Origin of the sequence: Pseudomonas morbosilactucae, from assembly GCF_023241665.1 — a bacterium.
GTDB classification, from domain to species: Bacteria; Pseudomonadota; Gammaproteobacteria; order Pseudomonadales; family Pseudomonadaceae; genus Aquipseudomonas; species Aquipseudomonas morbosilactucae.
Window position 1 is genome coordinate 76,378 of sequence record NZ_JALQCX010000022.1, and the last position, 18,973, is coordinate 95,350.

At 63.5% G+C, this 18,973-nt stretch carries 17 protein-coding genes; 10 read left to right on the plus strand and 7 right to left on the minus strand.

Annotated elements, in window-relative coordinates; translation table 11 throughout:
- Nucleotides 1-42 precede the first annotated feature (42 nt).
- The 4 genes from M1B35_RS13485 to M1B35_RS13500 all read left to right on the plus strand — a co-directional run bounded on the left by M1B35_RS13485 (nucleotide 43) and on the right by M1B35_RS13500 (nucleotide 5,955).
- On the plus strand, nucleotides 43-1,056 hold the full coding sequence (locus tag M1B35_RS13485) for a M48 family metallopeptidase (RefSeq protein ID WP_268262172.1): 1,014 nt from the start codon (nucleotides 43-45) through the stop codon (nucleotides 1,054-1,056).
- Between the two features lie 29 nt (nucleotides 1,057-1,085).
- Complete coding sequence (locus M1B35_RS13490; protein ID WP_268262173.1) at nucleotides 1,086-2,858, plus strand: hypothetical protein; 1,773 nt, start codon at nucleotides 1,086-1,088, stop codon at nucleotides 2,856-2,858.
- Nucleotides 2,859-2,934: 76 nt separating this feature from the next.
- Entirely contained in the window at nucleotides 2,935-4,758 is a 1,824-nt protein-coding gene (locus tag M1B35_RS13495) for a monovalent cation:proton antiporter-2 (CPA2) family protein (protein WP_268262174.1), read from the plus strand.
- Nucleotides 4,759-4,857: 99 nt separating this feature from the next.
- Entirely contained in the window at nucleotides 4,858-5,955 is a 1,098-nt protein-coding gene (locus M1B35_RS13500) for a DNA alkylation repair protein (RefSeq protein ID WP_268262175.1), read from the plus strand.
- A 58-nt stretch (nucleotides 5,956-6,013) separates the two neighbouring features.
- Here M1B35_RS13500 and M1B35_RS13505 read toward each other — a convergent pair whose 3' ends face one another.
- From M1B35_RS13505 to M1B35_RS13525, 5 genes are all read right to left on the minus strand, one after another.
- Nucleotides 6,014-6,265 carry a hypothetical protein gene (locus tag M1B35_RS13505; protein WP_268262176.1) on the minus strand — a complete coding sequence of 84 codons (252 nt, stop codon included), beginning with the start codon at nucleotides 6,263-6,265 and terminating at the stop codon, nucleotides 6,014-6,016.
- Nucleotides 6,266-6,297: 32 nt separating this feature from the next.
- Nucleotides 6,298-6,921: a hypothetical protein gene (locus M1B35_RS13510; RefSeq protein ID WP_268262177.1), complete on the minus strand. Its 624-nt coding sequence runs from the start codon at nucleotides 6,919-6,921 to the stop codon at nucleotides 6,298-6,300.
- A 70-nt stretch (nucleotides 6,922-6,991) separates the two neighbouring features.
- Nucleotides 6,992-7,531: a hypothetical protein gene (locus tag M1B35_RS13515; RefSeq protein ID WP_268262178.1), complete on the minus strand. Its 540-nt coding sequence runs from the start codon at nucleotides 7,529-7,531 to the stop codon at nucleotides 6,992-6,994.
- 10 nt (nucleotides 7,532-7,541) lie between these two features.
- On the minus strand, nucleotides 7,542-7,910 hold the full coding sequence (locus M1B35_RS13520) for a hypothetical protein (RefSeq protein ID WP_268262179.1): 369 nt from the start codon (nucleotides 7,908-7,910) through the stop codon (nucleotides 7,542-7,544).
- 71 nt (nucleotides 7,911-7,981) lie between these two features.
- Nucleotides 7,982-8,905, minus strand: a complete 924-nt coding sequence (locus M1B35_RS13525; RefSeq protein WP_123331869.1) for a LysR family transcriptional regulator — start codon at nucleotides 8,903-8,905, stop codon at nucleotides 7,982-7,984.
- Nucleotides 8,906-9,066: 161 nt separating this feature from the next.
- Between M1B35_RS13525 and M1B35_RS13530 the strand changes: the two genes are divergently transcribed.
- Nucleotides 9,067-10,713 carry a GMC family oxidoreductase gene (locus M1B35_RS13530; protein ID WP_123331867.1) on the plus strand — a complete coding sequence of 549 codons (1,647 nt, stop codon included), beginning with the start codon at nucleotides 9,067-9,069 and terminating at the stop codon, nucleotides 10,711-10,713.
- A 199-nt stretch (nucleotides 10,714-10,912) separates the two neighbouring features.
- The gene (locus M1B35_RS13535) at nucleotides 10,913-12,535 is read left to right on the plus strand and encodes an MFS transporter (protein WP_268262180.1); all 1,623 of its coding nucleotides are present in this window, start codon (nucleotides 10,913-10,915) and stop codon (nucleotides 12,533-12,535) included.
- Nucleotides 12,536-12,636: 101 nt separating this feature from the next.
- Here the strand turns inward: M1B35_RS13535 and M1B35_RS13540 are convergent, their stop codons facing one another.
- Nucleotides 12,637-13,863, minus strand: coding sequence for a DUF2599 domain-containing protein (locus tag M1B35_RS13540; protein WP_268262181.1), 1,227 nt, complete (start codon nucleotides 13,861-13,863; stop codon nucleotides 12,637-12,639).
- Nucleotides 13,864-14,076: 213 nt separating this feature from the next.
- On the opposite strand from M1B35_RS13540, the gene M1B35_RS13545 reads away from it, so the two are divergent.
- The 3 genes from M1B35_RS13545 to M1B35_RS13555 all read left to right on the plus strand — a co-directional run bounded on the left by M1B35_RS13545 (nucleotide 14,077) and on the right by M1B35_RS13555 (nucleotide 15,593).
- Nucleotides 14,077-14,808: a glycine-rich domain-containing protein gene (locus M1B35_RS13545; protein WP_268262182.1), complete on the plus strand. Its 732-nt coding sequence runs from the start codon at nucleotides 14,077-14,079 to the stop codon at nucleotides 14,806-14,808.
- A gap of 119 nt (nucleotides 14,809-14,927) precedes the next feature.
- Nucleotides 14,928-15,224, plus strand: coding sequence for a hypothetical protein (locus M1B35_RS13550; RefSeq protein WP_268262183.1), 297 nt, complete (start codon nucleotides 14,928-14,930; stop codon nucleotides 15,222-15,224).
- Nucleotides 15,225-15,263: 39 nt separating this feature from the next.
- Entirely contained in the window at nucleotides 15,264-15,593 is a 330-nt protein-coding gene (locus M1B35_RS13555; protein ID WP_123331858.1) for a DHCW motif cupin fold protein, read from the plus strand.
- A 47-nt stretch (nucleotides 15,594-15,640) separates the two neighbouring features.
- Here the strand turns inward: M1B35_RS13555 and M1B35_RS13560 are convergent, their stop codons facing one another.
- Nucleotides 15,641-18,001: a DNA polymerase II gene (locus M1B35_RS13560; RefSeq protein ID WP_268262186.1), complete on the minus strand. Its 2,361-nt coding sequence runs from the start codon at nucleotides 17,999-18,001 to the stop codon at nucleotides 15,641-15,643.
- Nucleotides 18,002-18,573: 572 nt separating this feature from the next.
- Between M1B35_RS13560 and M1B35_RS13565 the strand changes: the two genes are divergently transcribed.
- Entirely contained in the window at nucleotides 18,574-18,903 is a 330-nt protein-coding gene (locus M1B35_RS13565; protein WP_123331854.1) for a hypothetical protein, read from the plus strand.
- The last annotated feature ends 70 nt before the right edge of the window (nucleotides 18,904-18,973 follow it).

Genomic DNA, 18,973 nt, shown 5'->3' on the forward strand with positions numbered 1-18,973 from the left:
AGCCCCCCTCGCCCTTGCCACCATCGCCCTTAGGACGCTTGCATGAAATTTTTCCAGCACCAGGCCCGCGCCCGGCGCCACACCCTCAAGTTACTGCTGCTGATGGCCCTGGCCGTGACCTGCCTGATCGCCCTGACCAGCCTGGGCATGGGCCTGCTGCTGCGCGAACTGATGCAGGAATACCACAAGCCCAAGGTCCTCGATTGGCGGATCGTCGGCGTGGTGGCCCTGCTGATTCTCAGCGTGGTGCTGCTGGGCAGTTGGTACAAACGCTGGCAACTTCGGGCCGGTGGCAAGGTGATCGCCGAGCAACTCGGCGGGCGCCTGATCAGCCCTTCGCCCCGGGACAACCCCGAACGCCGACTGCTGAACATCGTCGAGGAAATGGCCCTGGCCTCCGGCAGCCACGTGCCTGCGGTCTATGTACTGCCAGACGCCGGGATCAACGCCTTCGCCGCCGGCCTGGACCCCGAGCACGCGGTGCTCGGGGTGACCCGCGGCGCCATCACCCGGCTCAACCGCGACGAGCTGCAAGGCCTGATTGCCCACGAGTTCAGCCACATCCATAACGGTGACATGCGCCTCAACACCCGGCTGCTGTCGGTGATCCATGGGCTGCTGGTGTTCAGCCTGGCCGGGGTGTTCGTGTTGCGCGAAGCCGAGCGCCAACACCTGTCCAGCGACCGCGATCGTTTTATCTGGCAAATCGTCTTCGCCGTGGTCGGCCTGGCGTTGCTGACCGTGGGCTCCATCGGCAGCCTGTTCGGCCACCTGATCAAGGCCGCCATCAACCGCCAGCGCGAATTCCTGGCCGACGCCTCGGCGGTGCAGTTCACCCGCTCGCCCCTGGGCATCACCGATGCCCTGAAGAAAGTCGGCGGCTGCCCGACCGGCTCGAAACTCAGCGCCTTCAGCGCAGCGCAGTACAGCCATATGTATTTCTGCCAGGGCGTGCGCAGCCGATTCGGCCGCTGGCTCGACACCCACCCGCCCCTGGACGAACGCATCCGCCGCCTGGACCCGCACTGGAACGGCCAATTCATCAGCACGCCATAACCGGCCGCGCTCGCCTCAAGGAACGCGCCATGCTTTACGGCCCGGTCGCCAAGGACCTGTTGGACTTTCTGCACGACCCGCTGCACAACACCCAGTACCTGGACGGACTCAAACCGCCGTCCTGGGGGATACGGCTGATGGCGCGCACACCGCTGCTGCGCCGGGCCCTCAACCAGGGGCACATCATCCGCCTGCTGGGTCAGCGACTGCGGGCCGAGATCGACAGCCTCAAGGTCGACCTTGACCAGCAGTTGGCGGCCGACCCGCAACCGCCCAGCCTGGACGACGTACCGCGCTGGCTCGCCACCCTGGGCAACTACTTCGACATCGACTTGCCCGCGCCCCCTCGGGACGCCCCCGAGCACTTCACGGACCGATGGCTAGAACACCGTGAAAGTCATCTCTGGGCCAAACTGGGCTACACCTGCAACCGCATCACCGAGAACCTGCGGCTGCCCTCCTCCTATAATTTTTCGATCCTGCAGCACTCCAGGTTGTGGCTGGCCTATTACCTGAGTGAGAGCCTGTTTCTGATGGCCCAGGGGTTGATGCTCGGGCATTTTCGCAACGGCCACCTGGTGCTGCGGTTCTCGCCCCTGCTGGAGCGCGAGCTGAAAAGTTACTGGCTGTCGGAAGTCTCGGAGTACCACTCCAACAGCGCCGACCAGCGGCAATTGCAAACCCTGCAGCAAACACTGGTGCAGCTCGGTCATCTGCCGCCGCCACAAAGCACCTTCCTGGTCGACCTGTTGCTGGATAAGTGCCTGTCCATCCATGCCCAGTACATCCAGGGCGAGCTTAAAAACAGCCCGTTGTACCAGTACCTGCGAGACATCGTGTACATCGCCGGGCACCTGCAAATACGCGCCCTGTGCGGCCAGCAACGAACCCATTACAGCGAGTTTGCCCACCAGGTCAGCCCGGCCACCCTGAGCCTGATGGCCTCGGCCCTGAGCAGCGCCGAAGCACCGCCATTCAACAGCCCGCAGAACTTTATCCAGGTCCAGGACGGCTTCTACCTGCGGGGCGCGCTGAACCTCAAGTACGGTTTGAAGAAAGTCGTCGGCCACTTGCTGATCACGCAAAAGAACCCCGGCAGCAAAGAGGATTTCGGCAACACCCTGGGCAACAACTTCGAACGCGACTACATCGTCAACTACATCCGGGCCCTGGAGAGCGAGCGCTACAAGGTGTATGGCGAGCTCAAGGCGGGCAATCACGCCCAGGTCAAAGGCTACGATGTGGACCTGGTGCTCCACGACCAGGCCCACGACCAGTACTACTTCATCCAGGTCAAATACCGCCTGCGCGACCAGCCCACGTACCTGTCCGAGCAGTATCAACTGATGTTCCGCGACGACTTCCACAGGGGCTACGCCAAGCAGCTGCTGATCCTCAAGCAGCACCTGAACCACCCCAGCATTCGCCAGAAGCTGGCGCAGAACGGCCTGGCCGGTGCCCGGGAAGACAACAGCCATTTCATCCTCCTGCACAATCTGCCCTTCCTCAATTACCACCAGACCCAGGGCGTGCTGTTCTATGAATGGAACCGCTTTCGCAACCTGCTGAAAGCGGCCGAATCTCAGTGCTCAGCCCCGGCGGCATCAGCCAGGAACAGCCCCTCGACGACCAGCAACTGTGGCAGCTCGAGCGTATTGTCGAAGCGCACTTCCAGGACGGCCAAAGCGGGCACAACAATCGCCTCAACTACGCCCTGTATCGGGCCAGCCGCGTCCGCTACCGTTTCGCCGACCTGGACATCGTCAGCGACCTGTTCTGAAAAACCGTCACACGACACCTGAATACAAGCAGCGACCCCAACGACCTCGGTAAACTGCGCTTCTTTTTTACCCGCTTCACCGCGTCAGGAGTTCCCCCATGCCCCATGAAGGCAACCTGCTACAAGCCGCCGTCGTGTTTCTCTGCGCTGCGGTGCTCACCGTGCCCCTGGCCAAGCGCCTGCAGTTGGGGGCCGTGCTGGGCTACCTGTTTGCCGGGGTGATCATCGGCCCGGCAGTGCTGGGGCTGATCGGCAACCCGCAGAGCGTCAGCCATATTTCCGAGCTGGGGGTGGTCCTGCTGCTGTTCATCATCGGCCTGGAGCTGTCGCCTCGACGCCTGTGGGTGATGCGCAAGGCGGTGTTCGGCGTGGGCCTGGCCCAGGTGCTGCTGACCGGGGTGACCATCGGCGCGGTTGCGCTGTGGCTGTTTGGCCAGCCGCTCAACAGTGCGATTGTCCTGGGCCTGGGCCTGGCCTTGTCATCCACCGCCTTCGGCCTGCAAAGCCTGGCCGAACGCAAGGAACTGACCAGCCCCCACGGGCGCCTGGCCTTTGCCATCCTGCTGTTCCAGGACATTGCCGCCATCCCCTTGATCGCCATGGTCCCAGTGCTGGCCGGGGCGGCCCACAACACCAGCGGTGCCGAAGACCTGCGCCACGGCCTGCAAGTGCTGGGCAGCATCGCCGTGGTGGTGGTCGGTGGCCGCTACCTGCTGCGCCCGGTGTTTCGCATCGTCGCCCGCACCCGCCTGCCGGAAGTCTCCACCGCCACCGCCCTGCTGGTGGTGATCGGCACGGCCTGGCTGATGGATTCGGTGGGCGTGTCCATGGCCCTCGGGGCCTTCCTCGCCGGCCTGCTGCTGGCAGACTCCGAATACCGCCACGAGCTGGAAGCACAGATCGAGCCCTTCAAGGGCCTGCTGCTGGGCCTGTTTTTTATCAGCGTCGGCATGGGTGCCAATATCAGCCTGCTGTTCAGCGCGCCGATCACGGTGCTGGGCCTGACCCTGTTGCTGATTGCCCTCAAGCTGCCGCTGCTGTACGTGGTCGGGCGCCTGGCCGGCGGCCTCGGCCGGGTCAGTGCAGTGCGCCTGGGGGTGGTGCTGGCGGCCGGTGGTGAATTCGCCTTTGTGGTGTTCAAGATCGGCCGCGACCAGGGCCTGTTCGAACCCCGGCTGTATGACCTGCTGGTGCTGACCATCACTCTGTCCATGGCCCTCACGCCGCTGTTGCTGCTGGCCTGCGCACGCCTGCTGCGCGCCCCGGCCAAGCCTGTGGAGATGCCCGCCGAATACCGCGACATCGACACCGATGCACCGCGGGTGGTGATCGCCGGCATGGGCCGTATGGGGCAGATTGTGGCGCGGATCCTGCGGGCCCAGAAAATCCCCTTCGTGGCCCTCGACACCTCGGTGGAAACCATCGAGCTGACCCGCAGTTTCGGCGGCATGCCGGTGTTCTACGGCGACCCCATGCGCCCGGAAATCCTCAGCGCGGCCAAGGTCGGCCAGGCAGAGTTTTTCGTCATCGCCACCGACGACCCGGAAACCAATATCAAGACCGCCGAAGTGGTGCGCCGGCTGTACCCGCACATGAAAATCATCGCCCGGGCGCGTAACCGCCAGCACGTGCACCGCCTGGTGGACCTGGGCGCCGAGGCGATCCGCGAAACCTTCTATTCCAGCCTGGAAATGAGCCGCCGCACCCTGCTCGGCCTGGGCTTGACCCAGGCCCAGGCCGACTCGCGGATCCAGCGCTTCACCTCCCACGACCAACAATTGCTCAAAGCCCAGCACGCGGTGTACGACGATGCCGCCAAGGTCCTGCAGACCGCCCAGGAAGCCCGGGCCGAACTGGCCCGGCTGTTCGAGGCCGACCATCAGGATGAACAGATCGAGACCCCCCTGCCGCCGATGCGCTGACACCAGGGCCAGACCGGCGCCGCCCCCTCGGCGCTACTGACCGTTTCTGTCGGGCGCCTGCTTTACAGTAGGCGCCCCTGCCCCTCAACGGACGCCGCCATGCCCTCTGAAAATGCCGCCCTCAAGGACATCTTCAACCTCGAACGCCTGGTGCATATCGCTGATGAAATGCACCAGGTGTACCCGGCCTTCGATCACCCGGGCTTTCTCCGGCACGCTACCCAGGGCCTGGCCGAACTGTCGCTGATGCAACGCCTGGCACGGGTCAGCGACAGCCTGCACGCGGTGTTACCGCAAGGCTACGCCGACAACCTGCAACGGCTTTATGCCCTGGCGCCGCGGCTGAATAACCGTTTCGTGTGCATCTTTCTGCCGCACTACGTGGCCAGCCACGGCGCTGAGGATTTCGAGCGCTCCATGGCCGCGCTGAAATTCTTCACCGCATTTGGTTCCTCGGAGTTCGCCGTGCGGCCGTTCCTGCGCAGCCATCAGCAGGCGACCCTGGAGCACATGCTCGACTGGGCCCAAGACCCGGACCCGCACGTACGTCGCCTGGCCAGTGAAGGCTGCCGTCCACGCCTGCCCTGGTCGTTCCGCCTGGAGCGCTTGCAGGCCGACCCGCAACTGGCGGCACCGATCCTCGAACAGTTGAACAACGACCCCAGCCTGTACGTGCGCAAGTCGGTGGCCAACCACCTCAACGACATCACCAAGGACCACCCCGAGTGGGTGCTCGATCGCCTGGAAGGCTGGGACCTGCAAGCGCCCCACCGCGCCTGGATCGCCCGCCACGCCCTGCGCAGCCTGATCAAACAGGGCCAGCCCCGGGCCCTGGCCCTGATTGGCGCCGGCGCCCGGGCCGAGGTCAGCGTCAGCGACTTCAACGTCGCCCCGGGGCGGCTGCGCCTGGGGGAGTCCTTGCAACTGGCGGTCACGCTGGACTCCACCTTGGCCGCGGGCCAACGCCTGGTAGTGGACTACGCCATCGACTACATCAAGGCCTCGGGCGTCGCCGCGTCCAAGGTCTTCAAATGGAAAACCTTCGACCTCGCCGCCGGCGAACGCAAACACCTAGGCCGCAGCCAAAGGATCCAGACCATGACCACCCGCCGTCACTACCCGGGCCGCCACCAGGTGCACCTGCTGGTCAACGGACAACGCCTGGCCAGCACCCATTTCGATTTGCAGATTGATTGAACACCCACTGCCGCCTGCCATAGCCGGCCCCCTGACCAAGGAAGAATTTGCCTGGCAATCATTGGCCCAGCAAACGGCGCAGCCGCCGCACTTCGGCGATCAGGGCCGGAAGGTCCTGACGGGCGTGGGCAATGAAGTCCTGATCGGCCACACTCGCGCCTGACAGCTCCAGGTCTTCGCCGTTGAGCCCAGCGGTGCAGATAAAGTTCGAGCCGGACTCATGATCCCGCCCTTCCACATAAGACAACCAAGGCCCGGGAGCGGCCCGTTCACAGCGCGCCGCTATCTCATCCAGTTGCTGCTCGTTCACGGTTTTTTTTCCTCCAGACACGGGCCGCCTGATCAAGTCAGGCGGCCCTTGAGCAAACGGGTCAAGCCACGGTTCACAGGCCGTTGCCCAGGGCTTTCGGCGCCTTGGAGCAATGGGTAGTGGTGCATGGTGTGCCTCACCGTGGCGGTCGCGATGACCGGCAGGCCGCACGACGCGGGAGGGTCCCGCTCCAGGGTGACGACCCGGTAGGCACTGCGGCTGCAACCCTGGTCAAAGCGCACCACGGTGGTCCCTTCGAGAATCACTGCGCCATCCCGGCGCTCTTCGTCGAAAAAGAACAACTCCAAGGGCCCCCGAGCCAGATCATCCAGGCCCCTGAGGGCTTGGTACTGCTTCAGCAGGGTATTCAGGCGCAAGCCTTTGCCCACGCAAAACCCCACCCCCATGGGCTCGCTGCCGTTGTAGTACAGCTTGCACAGCAGGGGCAGTGAGCGCCGCCGACAGGCCAGCGACACCGACTGTTCATACAGGTGAACATCTTGCGGATCCCCGGCCAGCTCATACCCCCGGCGCACCAGCGTCTGCGGGGAAAAATCCGCCAGCCCTGCCCAGCCGGCATGCTCCGGCAACGTACCGTCCAGCAACCCGCGCAGCAGATCCGGAAAAGACACCGACAATGGATGGAGGTCAGTCATGGGTCAGCCTTTTTTTGACAGGCAAGGTTCTGAATACAGGCTCGCTCCTTGTCTACAGCGTCGAGCATCGTCAGGCGCCGGGTTCCGGCACGCTGGGCAATACGTAGCGGGCGTTTTCGGCACGCAGGTCGGCCAACAAGGGGGGGTGTTCGAGGCGTTGCAGCAGGGCCAGCTGCCAGGCCAGTTCCCGGGCCAGGGCTGCGTCCGCCGGGCCGCCTTCGTAGCCGTAAATGTCCAGGGCCTCAAGCACCTTGTCCAAGGCATGGCCCGCCCAGTTCCGGTCACCCGTGGCGAGAAAATCCACACAGTAGGCGGTACAGATGGCCGCGCACTGGGCCTGGTCGGCCCGGACGTCGGAGAAGTCTTCGGTGTCCGGAATCAGGGCTTCGGCCCGGGCGCTGAATACCGCTTGCGTCACCGGCGTGCCGGCGGCCAGGTGCTGGAACAGCTGTTCAAGCAGCGCCGGCAAGGGCCCCTGAGGGAGGGCGAACGCCCCGGCAAACCGCTGGTAGATGGGTTGCAAACGCTCGGCCGCCAACAGGCAGAAGGCGCCCAGAGCGTCGTCGGGCAGCTGCAATGCACGCTTCTGGATGTGCTGTTCCTGGCTCACCATTCCTGCCCTAACCGGACTTGCCGGACAATGGAATCAAGTGATCGGTGCAGGCGAAGCCAATCACCGCATCGTCAGCCCAGGTGATTTCCATTACCGAAATGCAGCGGTCATAGCTTTCGCCTTGCAGGGTGCCGTCGGCCTTGAATACCCGCAGGTAGCCGCCGATGGAGTACCGCGAGCCATCGCCATTGCCGGGCGTGCCCATCTCCGGGATCAGGGCCCGTAGGCTGAACAGCCGGTACTTCTGGTAGTAGAAGGCGTGATTGGGGCTGTAGCGTTTTTCTTCATACTCTTTGCCGTAGTAAAAGCCGTAGTAGGCCTGATAAGCCAGGAACACGGCGGCCAGGGACCAGAGGATGGGGGTGCGTTTTTTCATGGGGCCAAGCCAGTCCTTTTAGCAACAGCCGGGAAACATCAGGGGCGCCATTAAACAGGCTCTGGCGCCGTCTATCCAGCGGCGTTTGAGTCTTCCACTGCCGGGGGCCGGGCCCCCAGCAACAGGGCTTGCTCCGCCTCGCAGAGGGCCACCAGGTAATCCCACACCACGCGCAAGCGCACCGACTTGTGCAGCTCGCGACGGGTACTGATCCAGTAGGCGCGCTGGATACTTTCAGTCGGCAGCAAGGGCACCAGCCCGGGGTCATCGGCCGCCATGTAGCACGGCAGCACGGCGATGCCTAGGCCGGAGCGCGCCGCCTCTTGCTGGGCAATCACGCTGGTGCTGCGAAACACCACCTGGGGGTTGCGGCAGAAGCTGTTGAGGAACATCAGCTCCGGGCTGAACAGCAGGTCATCGACGTAGCCGATCCAGTGATGCCGCCCCAGGTCCTCGCGGCTGTGCAAGGGCGGCGCGCGATCCAGATAGGCCGGGCTGGCGTAGAGCGCCAGGGAGTAGTCGGAGAGTTTGCGCGTCACCAGCATGTCCGCCGCCGGGCGTTCCAGGTGGATGCTGATTTCCGCCTCGCGGTTGAGGATGCTGACAAAGCGCGGTACCGCCACCAGTTCCACCTCCAGCCCCGGGTAACGCTGGAACAGGCCGTGAAAACGCGCGGCGAGAAACCTCACCCCCAGCCCCTCGGTGACCCCCACGCGGATCTTGCCCAGGGGGGCACTGGACTGGGTGATTTCTTCCTGGGCCAGCAAGGCGACGTTTTCCATGGCCTCGGCGTGCTTGAGCAACGCCTCGCCGGCCGGGGTCAACTCATAGCCCTGGGCGTGCTGGACAAACAGCGCGGTGCCCAGGCTCTTTTCGATGGCTTCGATGTGCCGGGCCACCGTGGTGTGGGTGGTCTTGAGCCGCTGCGCCGCAGTGAGCAGGCGGCCGCTGCGCTGCAACTCGAGAAAAAACCGCACATCGTTCCAGTCGAACATGCCTGTTCCTTTTGCCAGGGGGAAAGCACCAGAGGAGCCGTCCTGGGGGAAATCGAGCGCTGTTTAAAAACGCACAGCTGCTGCGTAAAAACTAACATTTTTTTAACGAAAGCTAACAACTAGGATGAACCGCAACAAGAACAACAATGAGGAGGTCATGGATGCTCCCTGTCCTGGAACCCTACGACTACATCGTGGTGGGCGCCGGCCCCGCTGGCTGCCTGCTGGCCAATCGGCTGTCCGCCAACCCCGCACACCGGGTGCTGCTGCTGGAAGCCGGTGGCCGCGACAACTACCCCTGGATCCACATTCCCGTCGGCTACCTGTTCTGCATCGGCAACCCCAGGACCGACTGGTGCTTCAAGACCGAAGCCGAACCCGGCCTGCAAGGGCGCAGCCTGAGCTACCCGCGGGGCAAGGTGCTGGGCGGCTGCTCCTCCATTAACGGCATGATCTACATGCGCGGCCAGGCCGGCGACTATGACGGCTGGGCCGACCAGGGCAACCCGGGTTGGAGCTGGCAAGACGTATTGCCGCTGTTCAAGAAAAGCGAAAATCACTTTGCCGGTGCCAGCCCCCTGCACGGCGCCGCCGGGGAATGGCGGGTGGAACGCCAGCGCCTGTCCTGGCCCATTCTCGACGCCTTCCGCAACGCCGCCGAACAGAGCGGCATCGCCCAGATCGATGACTTCAACGGCGGCGACAACGAGGGCTGCGGCTACTTCCAGGTCAACCAGAAAAGCGGCGTGCGCTGGAACGCCGCCAAGGCCTTTCTCAAGCCGATCCGCGAGCGCGCCAACCTCACCGTGTTGACCGACGTCGAGGTGCAACGAGTGCTGCTGGAAGACGGCCGCGCCAGTGCGGTCAACGCCCTGCATCAAGGCCGCCAGCAGAGCTTCAAGGCACGGCGGGAAATCATCCTCTGCGCCGGTTCGGTCGGCTCGCCCGGCATTCTCCAACGCTCCGGCATCGGCCCCGCGCCCTTGCTCAATCGTCTGGGCATCGGCGTGGCCCATGAGTTGCCGGGGGTCGGCGGCAACCTTCAGGACCACCTGCAATTGCGCCTGATCTACCAACTGGAAAATGCCCGCACCCTGAACCAGATCGCCGGCAGCCTGTGGGGCAAGATGGGCATGGGCCTGCGCTACCTGTATGACCGCAGCGGCCCGCTGTCCATGGCCCCCAGCCAGTTGGGGGCATTCGCCCGGTCCGGCCCGGAACAGACCTCGGCCAACCTCGAATACCACGTGCAACCCCTGTCCCTGGAGCGCTTCGGCGAGCCGTTGCACAGCTTCCCGGCGTTTACTGCGTCGGTCTGCGACCTGCGCCCGCAGAGCCGCGGCCGGGTGGACATCCGCTCCCTGGAGCCGACCGCGCCGCCGCTGATCCAGCCCAACTACCTGAGCCACCCCGAGGACCTGCGGGTCGCTGCCGACGCCATCCGCCTGACCCGACGCATTGTTGCCGCACCGGCCCTGCAACGTTTCAAGCCCAAGGAGTACCTGCCCGGCGACGAATTGCGCAGCGAAGAACAACTGCATGAGGCAGCGGCGCGTATCGGGACTACCATTTTCCATCCGGTGGGCACGTGCCGCATGGGGCAAGACGCCGAGGCCGTGGTGGATGCCCAACTGCGGGTCCACGGCATTCCGGGGCTGCGCGTCGCCGACGCCTCGATCATGCCGCGCATCACCTCTGGCAACACCTGCTCGCCGACCCTGATGATCGCCGAGAAAGCCGCCCAGATGATCCTGGCCAGCGAACCCAGGAGCACGGTGCAGAGCAAGGAGCCGGCAGCCACGGTGTGAGCCTCCTTGCTGGCGCGGTTTTTTGTAGGAGCCGGCTTGCCGGCGATGGCGGCCATGAGAGCGCCATCACTGGCAAGCCCGCACCCAAAGAGGACGAAAACGAGGATTCATCCCGCGTGAGCGGTGGATATGCAACAACGGCGCCGGTGACGGTGTCGGCAGTGGAACAACAACAATAATCACTGTAAGGAAGCCCCCTATGTCAGAACACGCCCAGCCCCTGAACCCGTCACTGGCCGGCACCGCCGGCAAGGACAGTCAGAAAGTCATCTTCGCCTCGTCCCTCGGGACGGTGTTCGAGTGGTATGACTTTTTCCTCTACGGCGCCCTTGCGGCGGTGATCAGCAAGCAGTTCTTCGCCGGGGTCAACGACACCACGGCCTTTATCTTCGCCTTGATGGCCTTCGCTGCCGGTTTTGTGGTGCGCCCCTTCGGCGCCCTGGTGTTCGGCCGCCTGGGGGACATGATCGGGCGCAAGTACACCTTCCTGGTGACCATCGTGCTGATGGGCCTGGCCACGTTTGCCGTGGGCCTGTTGCCCAACTACGCCAGCATCGGCATCGCCGCACCGATCATCCTGGTGGTGCTGCGCATGCTCCAGGGCCTGGCCCTGGGCGGTGAATACGGCGGCGCCGCCACCTACGTGGCGGAACACGCGCCCATGGGCAAGCGCGGCTTTCACACCAGCTGGATCCAGTCCACCGCCACACTGGGGCTGCTGCTCTCGCTGCTGGTGGTGCTGGCGTGCCGCTACTTCACCGGCGATCAGTTCGACGTCTGGGGCTGGCGCCTGCCGTTCCTGCTGTCCATCGTCCTGCTGGGTATTTCCACCTGGATCCGCATGAGCCTGCACGAGTCACCGGCCTTCCTGAAAATGAAAGAGGAAGGCAAGACCAGCAAGGCGCCGATCCGCGAGTCCTTCGGCAAATGGGAAAACCTCAAGGTGGTGCTGATCGCCCTGTTCAGCATCAACGCCGGGCAAGCGGTGACCTTCTACGCGGCGCAGTTCTATGTGCTGTTCTTCCTCACCCAGTTCCTCAAGATGGACCCGGCCCTGGCCAACAGCCTGCTGATCATCAGCGTGGTGATCGGCGCGCCGCTGTTCATTCTGTTCGGCTGGCTCTCGGACAAGGTCGGGCGCAAGCCGGTGCTGATGCTCGGTCTGCTGCTGGCGACGCTGCTGTACTTCCCGATCTTCAAGGCCCTGGCCCACTACGCCAACCCGGCCATCGACCAGGCCAGCCGCCAGGCCCCGATTACCGTGATCGCCGACCCGGCCACCTGCACCTTCCAGTTCGACCCGGTGGGCAAGGCGCGTTTCGACAGCCCCTGCGACAAGGTCAAGACCTTCCTGGTGAAACAAGGCCTGCCCTACAGCAGCCAGGCCGCACCCGCCGGCAGCGCGGTGCAGGTGACCGTGGGCGATGTGCAACTCGATGGCTTCGACGAAGCCGCCCTGCGTGGCGCCGTGACCCTGGCGGGCTACCCGCAATCGGCGGACGCGCAGAACGTCAACAAAACCATGGTGGTGGTCCTGATCGTCGCCCTGATCCTGATTGCCGCCATGTGCTACGGGCCACTGGCAGCGTTGATGGTGGAGCTGTTTCCGACGCGCATCCGCTACACCTCGATGTCCCTGCCCTACCACATCGGCAACGGCTGGTTTGGCGGTTTCCTGCCGACAGTGTCCTTTGCCTTGGTGGTGTACACCGGGGATATTTTCTACGGCCTGTGGTACCCGGTGGTGATCACCGGGGTCAGCCTGATCGTCGGGATGATCTGTCTGCGTGAGACCAAGAACGTGGATATTGATCGCAATTGAGGCGGGGGCTTATCGCTGGCAAGCCAGCTCCTGCAGGTAGCCGCGGGGTGTGGCGTGCGCTGTTGTAGGAGCCGGCTTGCCGGCGATAGCCGTCTCAAGGCCTAGATGTTGTTGCAGCCTTTGGCGATGGAGTCTTCGTTGGAGGTGTAAGGCCGCGACGGTTCAAGGTTCCACTGGGGCTTGTTGCGGGCAATGTTGAAGTGGCAGACCAACTGCCGGCGCATGCTGCCCACGGTGCTGTCGCGGTTGTCCGGGTTGTTCTTCCATTGGGCATCCAGGTAATGGTCGACCGCCAATTCATTGAAGAAGTTGTTGGTCTGGTTGTCCTTGATGTTGCGCCCACAGTCAGTGGGCGTCACTTCCAGGGTCATGACATTGCGCCCAAAGCCCGGGTCATGCCGGTCGACCCAGGTCGCACTCTGCACGTAGCGCTCGCAGCTGTTCTTTTCGGTGATGGGGTAGATCACCTGCTTCTTGCTGTCGTAGGCAAAACTGGCGTCCTGCTGCGGCGTCTGCGGCAACTTCATATTGATCACCGGCAAGTATTGCTGCACCGCCTTGTACCACTGGATCTGGTTCAGGCGGGCCCCTTCCAGGCCAGGGTCCTCGGCGTAGAACAAGGCAAGGATCGAGGGCGATTTCGGCGGATTCTCTTCCCATTTGGCCAGGCGCAGTTCGTTCTGGGTGGTGAAGGACTCGGCAGAAATCTGCGCCATGGAGCGGATGCTCTGGTAGAACGCCGGCCCCGCTGCGCTGTTGCGTTCGTCCCGCACGTCAAAGGAACACTGGCGCGAATGGTCACCGCCGTTCTGCCGATAGTTGGCGCCCCACTGCTCGGCCGTGGTCACACCGATCTCGTGGCAGTATTTTTCCACACTGCCCGGGGTGCGCCGGGAGTCGGTACAGCCTTGTTGCTGGCGATCGTCGGTGGCGGCATCGATGGGGAACGAGCACAGCACCGCATAATCCTGATGGTCTTTGGGGTTGCCGAAAATGGTGTCGAAGATAAAGCCGCTCTGTAGCCCGTACGCCAGCTTGCGGAACTTCGAATCCTTGCGCAGGTAAGAGGCAGACACCCCGCCACTGGCCTGGCTTTTCGGGCTGACGCTGTAAAACTGGTAATCGGTCGAAGGCCAGGTGGCGCGGAACAGCACCCCGGAACAGAGGAACGCCGGCTTCGACGGCCCCCCACAGTCCTGGCGCGTGTCGTTGTACAGCTGGTTGAGGCGGGCCACGGTATCGCTGCCCTGATCGGCCTGGGCAGTGCCCAGGCATGACAGACCGGCAAGGGCAATCGCCCAGGTGATGGGGGTTGGCTTGAGGTTCATGCTGAAACGTCCTTGTGGTGTGGAATCCTTGCCCAGCGCCGCTCCTGCCGCGCTGTTAATGCTCACAGGATAGAAGCGTCAAACGACTCTGCAGGATTTTTTTCCGCCCTTTCCGTGCGGACAGATCCGGTGGTCGGCCCCACCTGACGCTTGAATATTGCTCACGCTTGAGCCACTGTCTCGACGCACTTTTTTCTCAGACAGGGCCGTCTCATGCTGTTCATCGTTCCCGGAGTACTGGGCCTGGCCCTTGCGGTCATTCTCTGGCGCCGCCTGCGCGCCCTCACCGCCCTGCGTCGCGAAGCCCATATCCGCGAATTCGTCCTGCCGCCCCGGCTGTTCGAACCGCTGCGGGCCCAGCACCCGCACTTGAACCTCAAGGACTGCCAACTGGTGGCCCAGGGGCTGCGGCAGTTCTTCCTCGCGTACCTGAAAAGCGGGCAACGCTATGTGTCGATGCCCTCCCAGGTGGTGGACGACCTGTGGCACGAGTTCATCCTGCACACTCGGGACTACGACGAATTCTGCCGCAAGGCCTTCGGCCAGTTCCTTCACCACACCCCGGCCGCCGTGCTCGGGCAGAACGCCAAGAAGCAGAGTGACATCGGCCTGCGCCGGGTCTGGTGGCACGCCTGCCATGAAGAGAACATCAACCCGGCCAATCCCAGCCGCCTGCCCCTGCTGTTCGCCCTGGACGCCAAGCTGAAAATCGCCAAGGGTTTCTTCTACGTCGCCGACTGCCAGGTGCCACGCCAGATCGGCGATAGCCACACCGGCAGCACCGTGGTGCATTGCGGCAGCGAGTTGTACAGCGACAGTTCCGACGGCGGCGCAAGCTTCGACAGCGACAGTTTCCGGGCCGACGGCGACTCCGGCAGCAGCGACAGCGGTGGCGATAGCAGCGGCTGTGGCGGCGGCGGGTGCGGGGGTGGCGGCGGCGATTGAAGCCGCGCCACACCGCAGGCCTTGAAGACCGGTCGCGGCGCCCAAACGCGAACTAAGCTGTGGACAGCGCTGGCACGGGCCGGCGCAAGGCACCCCCTGCCCGCACAAGGAACACACCGATGAAAGCCCTCCTGTCTCTGCTCGTCCTCCTGCCCCTGTGCGGCATCGCCCAGGCCGCCGATATCCCATTGTTCAACGTCGACTGCCCGGGCAATATCGCGGTCAGCGCGGACCCGGGCGGCCCGGTGCTGATCAATGGCCAGGAAGCCAAGACCCGGTCGCTGGACGAGCATCGCTTCGAGGCCAAGGGCAATGACATCACCCTGTCCATCAGCGTCGCCGACGACGATTCGGTCAAAGTCACCTACACCGGCAAGCACGGCGCCAAAGGCCTTTGCGAAGCGGTGGATGACTGAGCCGCGCCCCATCCCCCTCCCCTGACGTTGCGAGTTTTCATGGACATTACCGGCATCCCCTTTGGCACCACCGACTGGTCGCAGATCGAAGCCACCGAGCACAGCGGCATCACCGGCACTGCCTACTGGCGGACCCAGAACTTCGCCGGCATTCGCGTGCGCATGGTGGAGTACAGCGCGGGCTACCTGGCCGATCACTGGTGCTCCAAGGGGCATATCCTGCTGTGCCTGGAAGGCGAATTGCACACCGAACTGGAAGACGGCCGGCAATTCGTGCTCAAGCCCGGCATGAGTTACCAGGTGGCAGACAACGCCGAGCCGCACCGCTCGTTCACCGAGGTCGGGGCACGTCTGTTCGTGGTGGATTGAGGCTCGGGGGGGGCGCGGCCCCCTGAAGTCGACGTACCGCTGGCGCCCTAGAACAAGCCCATCTGGCCGCCAATCAAGGTGCTGAAGTCGTCCTGCACAAACGGCAGGATGGCATCGGCCACCGGCTGCAATTGCCGGGTCACGTAGTGGTCGTAGTCGATGGCAGCGCTGCGCACTTCCAGAGGCTCGGGGCCGGCCAGGGTGATCACGTAGTTGATCCAGCCACCGTTCTGGTATTGCCGGGGCCGACCGTGGCGCTGGTTGTACTCGTCGGCCAGCCGCGCGGCACGCACATGGGGCGGTACATTGCGTTCGTAGTCGTCCAGGGGGCGGCGCAGGCGCTTGCGGTAAATCAGGCGCTCATCGAACTCACCGCTCAAGGTGCGGTGCACATAGTCGCGCACGTAGTCCTGATAGGGCTGGCGATGGAAGATCCGCTGGTACAGCTCCTGCTGGAACTGCCGAGCCAGGGGCGACCAGTCGGTGCGCACGGTTTCCAGGCCTTTGTAGACCATTTCATGGCTGCCGTCGGGGCGGGCCACCAGCCCGGCGTAACGCTTCTTGCTGCCTTCCTCGGCGCCGCGAATGGTCGGCATCAAAAAGCGGCTGTAGTGGGTTTCGAACTGCAGCTCCAGGGCGCTCTCCAGGCCGTATTCATCCCGCAGGTGCTCACGCCACCACAGGTTGACCTGCTCCACCAGGGCACGGCCGATGCGACTCGCATCCTCTTCGCTGTGCAGGCCACCCAGCCAGACAAAGGTGGAGTCGGTGTCGCCGTAAATCACCTGGTGCCCCTGGGCTTCGATCAACTGCCGGGTACGGCCCATGATTTCGTGGCCGCGCAAGGTGATGGACGAGGCCAGGCGTGGATCGAAGAAGCGGCAGCCGCTGGAACCCAGCACCCCGTAGAAGGCGTTCATGATGATTTTCAGGGCCTGGGACAGCGGCTGGTTGCCGTCGCGCTTGGCCTGCTCGCGCCCTTCGGCCACCCGGCTGACGATGGCCGGCAGGCAATGCCGCAGACGCGAGAAACGTGCACCGCGAAAGCCCGGCACCGAGTCGTTGTCCGCCGGGTGGCGCAAGCCTTCCACCAGCCCCACCGGGTCGATGAGGAAACTGCGGATGATCGAGGGGTACAGGCTCTTGTAGTCCAGCACCAGCACCGACTCATAGAGCCCCGGGCGCGAGTCCATGACAAAACCGCCCGGGCTGGCCTGGGGCGGCAGCTCACCGAGGTTCGGCGCGACAAAACCCAGGCGGTGCATCAGCGGCATGTACAGGTGGGTGAAGGCCGCCACTGAACCGCCATTGCGATCGGCAGGCAGGCCGGTGACCGTGGCCCGCTCCAGGAGGAAGGTCAGCAATTGGGTCTTGGCGAAGATCCGTGTCACCAGTTCGCAGTCCTTGAGGTTGTAGCGGGCCAGGGCCGGCTTGTCCTCGGCGAACATGCGGTTGATTTCGTCCATGCGCTGGTAAGGGTTGTCGATCGCCTTGCCCTCGCCGAGCAGGGTCTGGGCGACGTTTTCCAGGCTGAAGGACGGAAAGCTCCAGGTCGCCGAGCGCAAGGCCTCGATGCCGTCGATGATCAAGCGCCCCGCCGCCGCGGCAAAAAAGTGCGTGCGGCTGCCGTGTTCGCGCCACTGCATCTCCTCACCGCCCCGCCCCAGCAACAGCGGCACCGCCAAGCGCCGGGCGTGTTCGTGGAGCACGCGCAAATCGAACTGCACCAGGTTCCAGCCAATGATGGCGTCGGGGTCGTGGCGCGCCATCCACTGGTTGAGGCGCTCCAGCAACTGCTCGCGGGAGGTGCAGAATTCCAGGTCGAAATCCACGGGCGTATCGTCTTCCCGGGCACGCCCGAGCATGTACACCTGGCGCTGGCCACAGCCTTCCAAGGCAATGGAATACAACTCGCCGCGCTCGCTGGTTTCAATGTCCAGAGACACCAGCTTCAGGCTTGGCCGGTACTCTGGCGCCGGCTTCATCTGCCCTTCGAGCAACAGACCGTGTTCATCCGCCTGGCCGCCAAACCACACCGGCGCGGTGATGAAGCGCTCCATCAAGTAGCGTTCCGGCGGCCGCACATCGCCTTCGAGCACCTCGACACCGGCGCGGCGCAGGGTCTTGTCCAGGCGAATCAATTGATTGTGTTGCGGGCAATAGAGGCCCAGCACCGGGCGGTGCTGGAAGTCGCAGAGTTCCAGGGGGCGAAGTTCGGCATCCGGGTCATCGGCGAGCAACCGGGTCGCGTGTTCGCGCTGTTCGGCCGGAACAAACGCCACGGACGTCTGCAGCGGCAAACGGATCTGCCGCGGCCCCTGATCGGTGGCCAGCCAGAATTCGACTTGCGTGCCTGCCGGCGTATCACGCCAGTGCCGGGTCAGGACGAAGCCCTGCTGTAAATCCACCGCTGCAACCTCAAGGAGCTGTTTCAAGGCGCCGATTCTACCCGTGATTGCCCGGCAACGGGCGTTCAACTGATAGCGCCGAAGGTTTTGTCAGACAATATGTAGTGCCTGAAAATTTTCACTACAAAACCGTTGACGGCAGGTTTTCACCCTTGCATGATGCAGACGTCTCCCCGATCGGGGGACACAAGCAAAGGTGTTATGAGCAAGCTCGTCTGACCGCCGAGCTGTGACCCGGATGTGTACTGCCCACAAGGCAGATTGATGAAACTGACCTGGCAAAATCGTCCAGTACAAGGACGGGAAGCTGGCGAAAACTCTTCAAGATGCTTGTGGCCGATGGCGGGAATATCGGCAGCTTCATCCAGGTTTACGCTGCTTCTCCTCGTTGTGACGCGCATCGCGTAGCAGTTAATCAATGCAACTACACGCATCAGGCTCTGGGCCTTATCTGTATCCGACAGACACCCTCTGTCGCCCTGTTTCCGGTATCAGGGTCCAACTTACCGATGTAGCAGCATGAATTAACGACTCAACTAGACAGATCGATAAATGGTCAAGGGGCTTATAAAATGAATCTGAACAACCAACCCACTATTGATGAACTGGCTCACCTCTTTGCTAAGCAGAAAGACAGCCTGGACAGCCATATTCTGTGGATAGCCAAGTCAGGTCAGGTGCACATCGACTGCCTGTCGCCCCACGCCCATGAACAAGAGTTCGACGAAAGCCAGCAAGACCTGGCGGCCCGACTGAAGATGTACCGTCGCGGCCAGGGTTATGTCGGCAAGAAAGCTGCAGCGGACAAAGACTTCATTGGACAGGTCCTGGAAACCCTGAAAACTGAATGGCAAGCGCTGCAGAACAAGTCGGAAGTTCGGGTTATCGATCGCTTCTGTTAATTCAGCCACTCCCAAACAGCCACTAACGCGGTATTAAACAACGTTTGTTAAATAGCCGAAGTTAGAAAAC

Excerpts from the sequence above, each read along its gene's own strand:
- M1B35_RS13485 (WP_268262172.1), top strand. The coding sequence starts at position 43 with ATGAAATTTTTCCAGCACCAGGCCCGCGCCCGGCGCCACACCCTCAAG.
- M1B35_RS13490 (WP_268262173.1), top strand. The coding sequence starts at position 1,086 with ATGCTTTACGGCCCGGTCGCCAAGGACCTGTTGGACTTTCTGCACGAC.
- M1B35_RS13495 (WP_268262174.1), top strand. The coding sequence starts at position 2,935 with ATGCCCCATGAAGGCAACCTGCTACAAGCCGCCGTCGTGTTTCTCTGC.
- M1B35_RS13500 (WP_268262175.1), top strand. The coding sequence starts at position 4,858 with ATGCCCTCTGAAAATGCCGCCCTCAAGGACATCTTCAACCTCGAACGC.
- M1B35_RS13510 (WP_268262177.1), bottom strand. The coding sequence starts at position 6,921 with ATGACTGACCTCCATCCATTGTCGGTGTCTTTTCCGGATCTGCTGCGC.
- M1B35_RS13520 (WP_268262179.1), bottom strand. The coding sequence starts at position 7,910 with ATGAAAAAACGCACCCCCATCCTCTGGTCCCTGGCCGCCGTGTTCCTG.
- M1B35_RS13525 (WP_123331869.1), bottom strand. The coding sequence starts at position 8,905 with ATGTTCGACTGGAACGATGTGCGGTTTTTTCTCGAGTTGCAGCGCAGC.
- M1B35_RS13530 (WP_123331867.1), top strand. The coding sequence starts at position 9,067 with ATGCTCCCTGTCCTGGAACCCTACGACTACATCGTGGTGGGCGCCGGC.
- M1B35_RS13535 (WP_268262180.1), top strand. The coding sequence starts at position 10,913 with ATGTCAGAACACGCCCAGCCCCTGAACCCGTCACTGGCCGGCACCGCC.
- M1B35_RS13540 (WP_268262181.1), bottom strand. The coding sequence starts at position 13,863 with ATGAACCTCAAGCCAACCCCCATCACCTGGGCGATTGCCCTTGCCGGT.
- M1B35_RS13545 (WP_268262182.1), top strand. The coding sequence starts at position 14,077 with ATGCTGTTCATCGTTCCCGGAGTACTGGGCCTGGCCCTTGCGGTCATT.
- M1B35_RS13550 (WP_268262183.1), top strand. The coding sequence starts at position 14,928 with ATGAAAGCCCTCCTGTCTCTGCTCGTCCTCCTGCCCCTGTGCGGCATC.
- M1B35_RS13555 (WP_123331858.1), top strand. The coding sequence starts at position 15,264 with ATGGACATTACCGGCATCCCCTTTGGCACCACCGACTGGTCGCAGATC.
- M1B35_RS13565 (WP_123331854.1), top strand. The coding sequence starts at position 18,574 with ATGAATCTGAACAACCAACCCACTATTGATGAACTGGCTCACCTCTTT.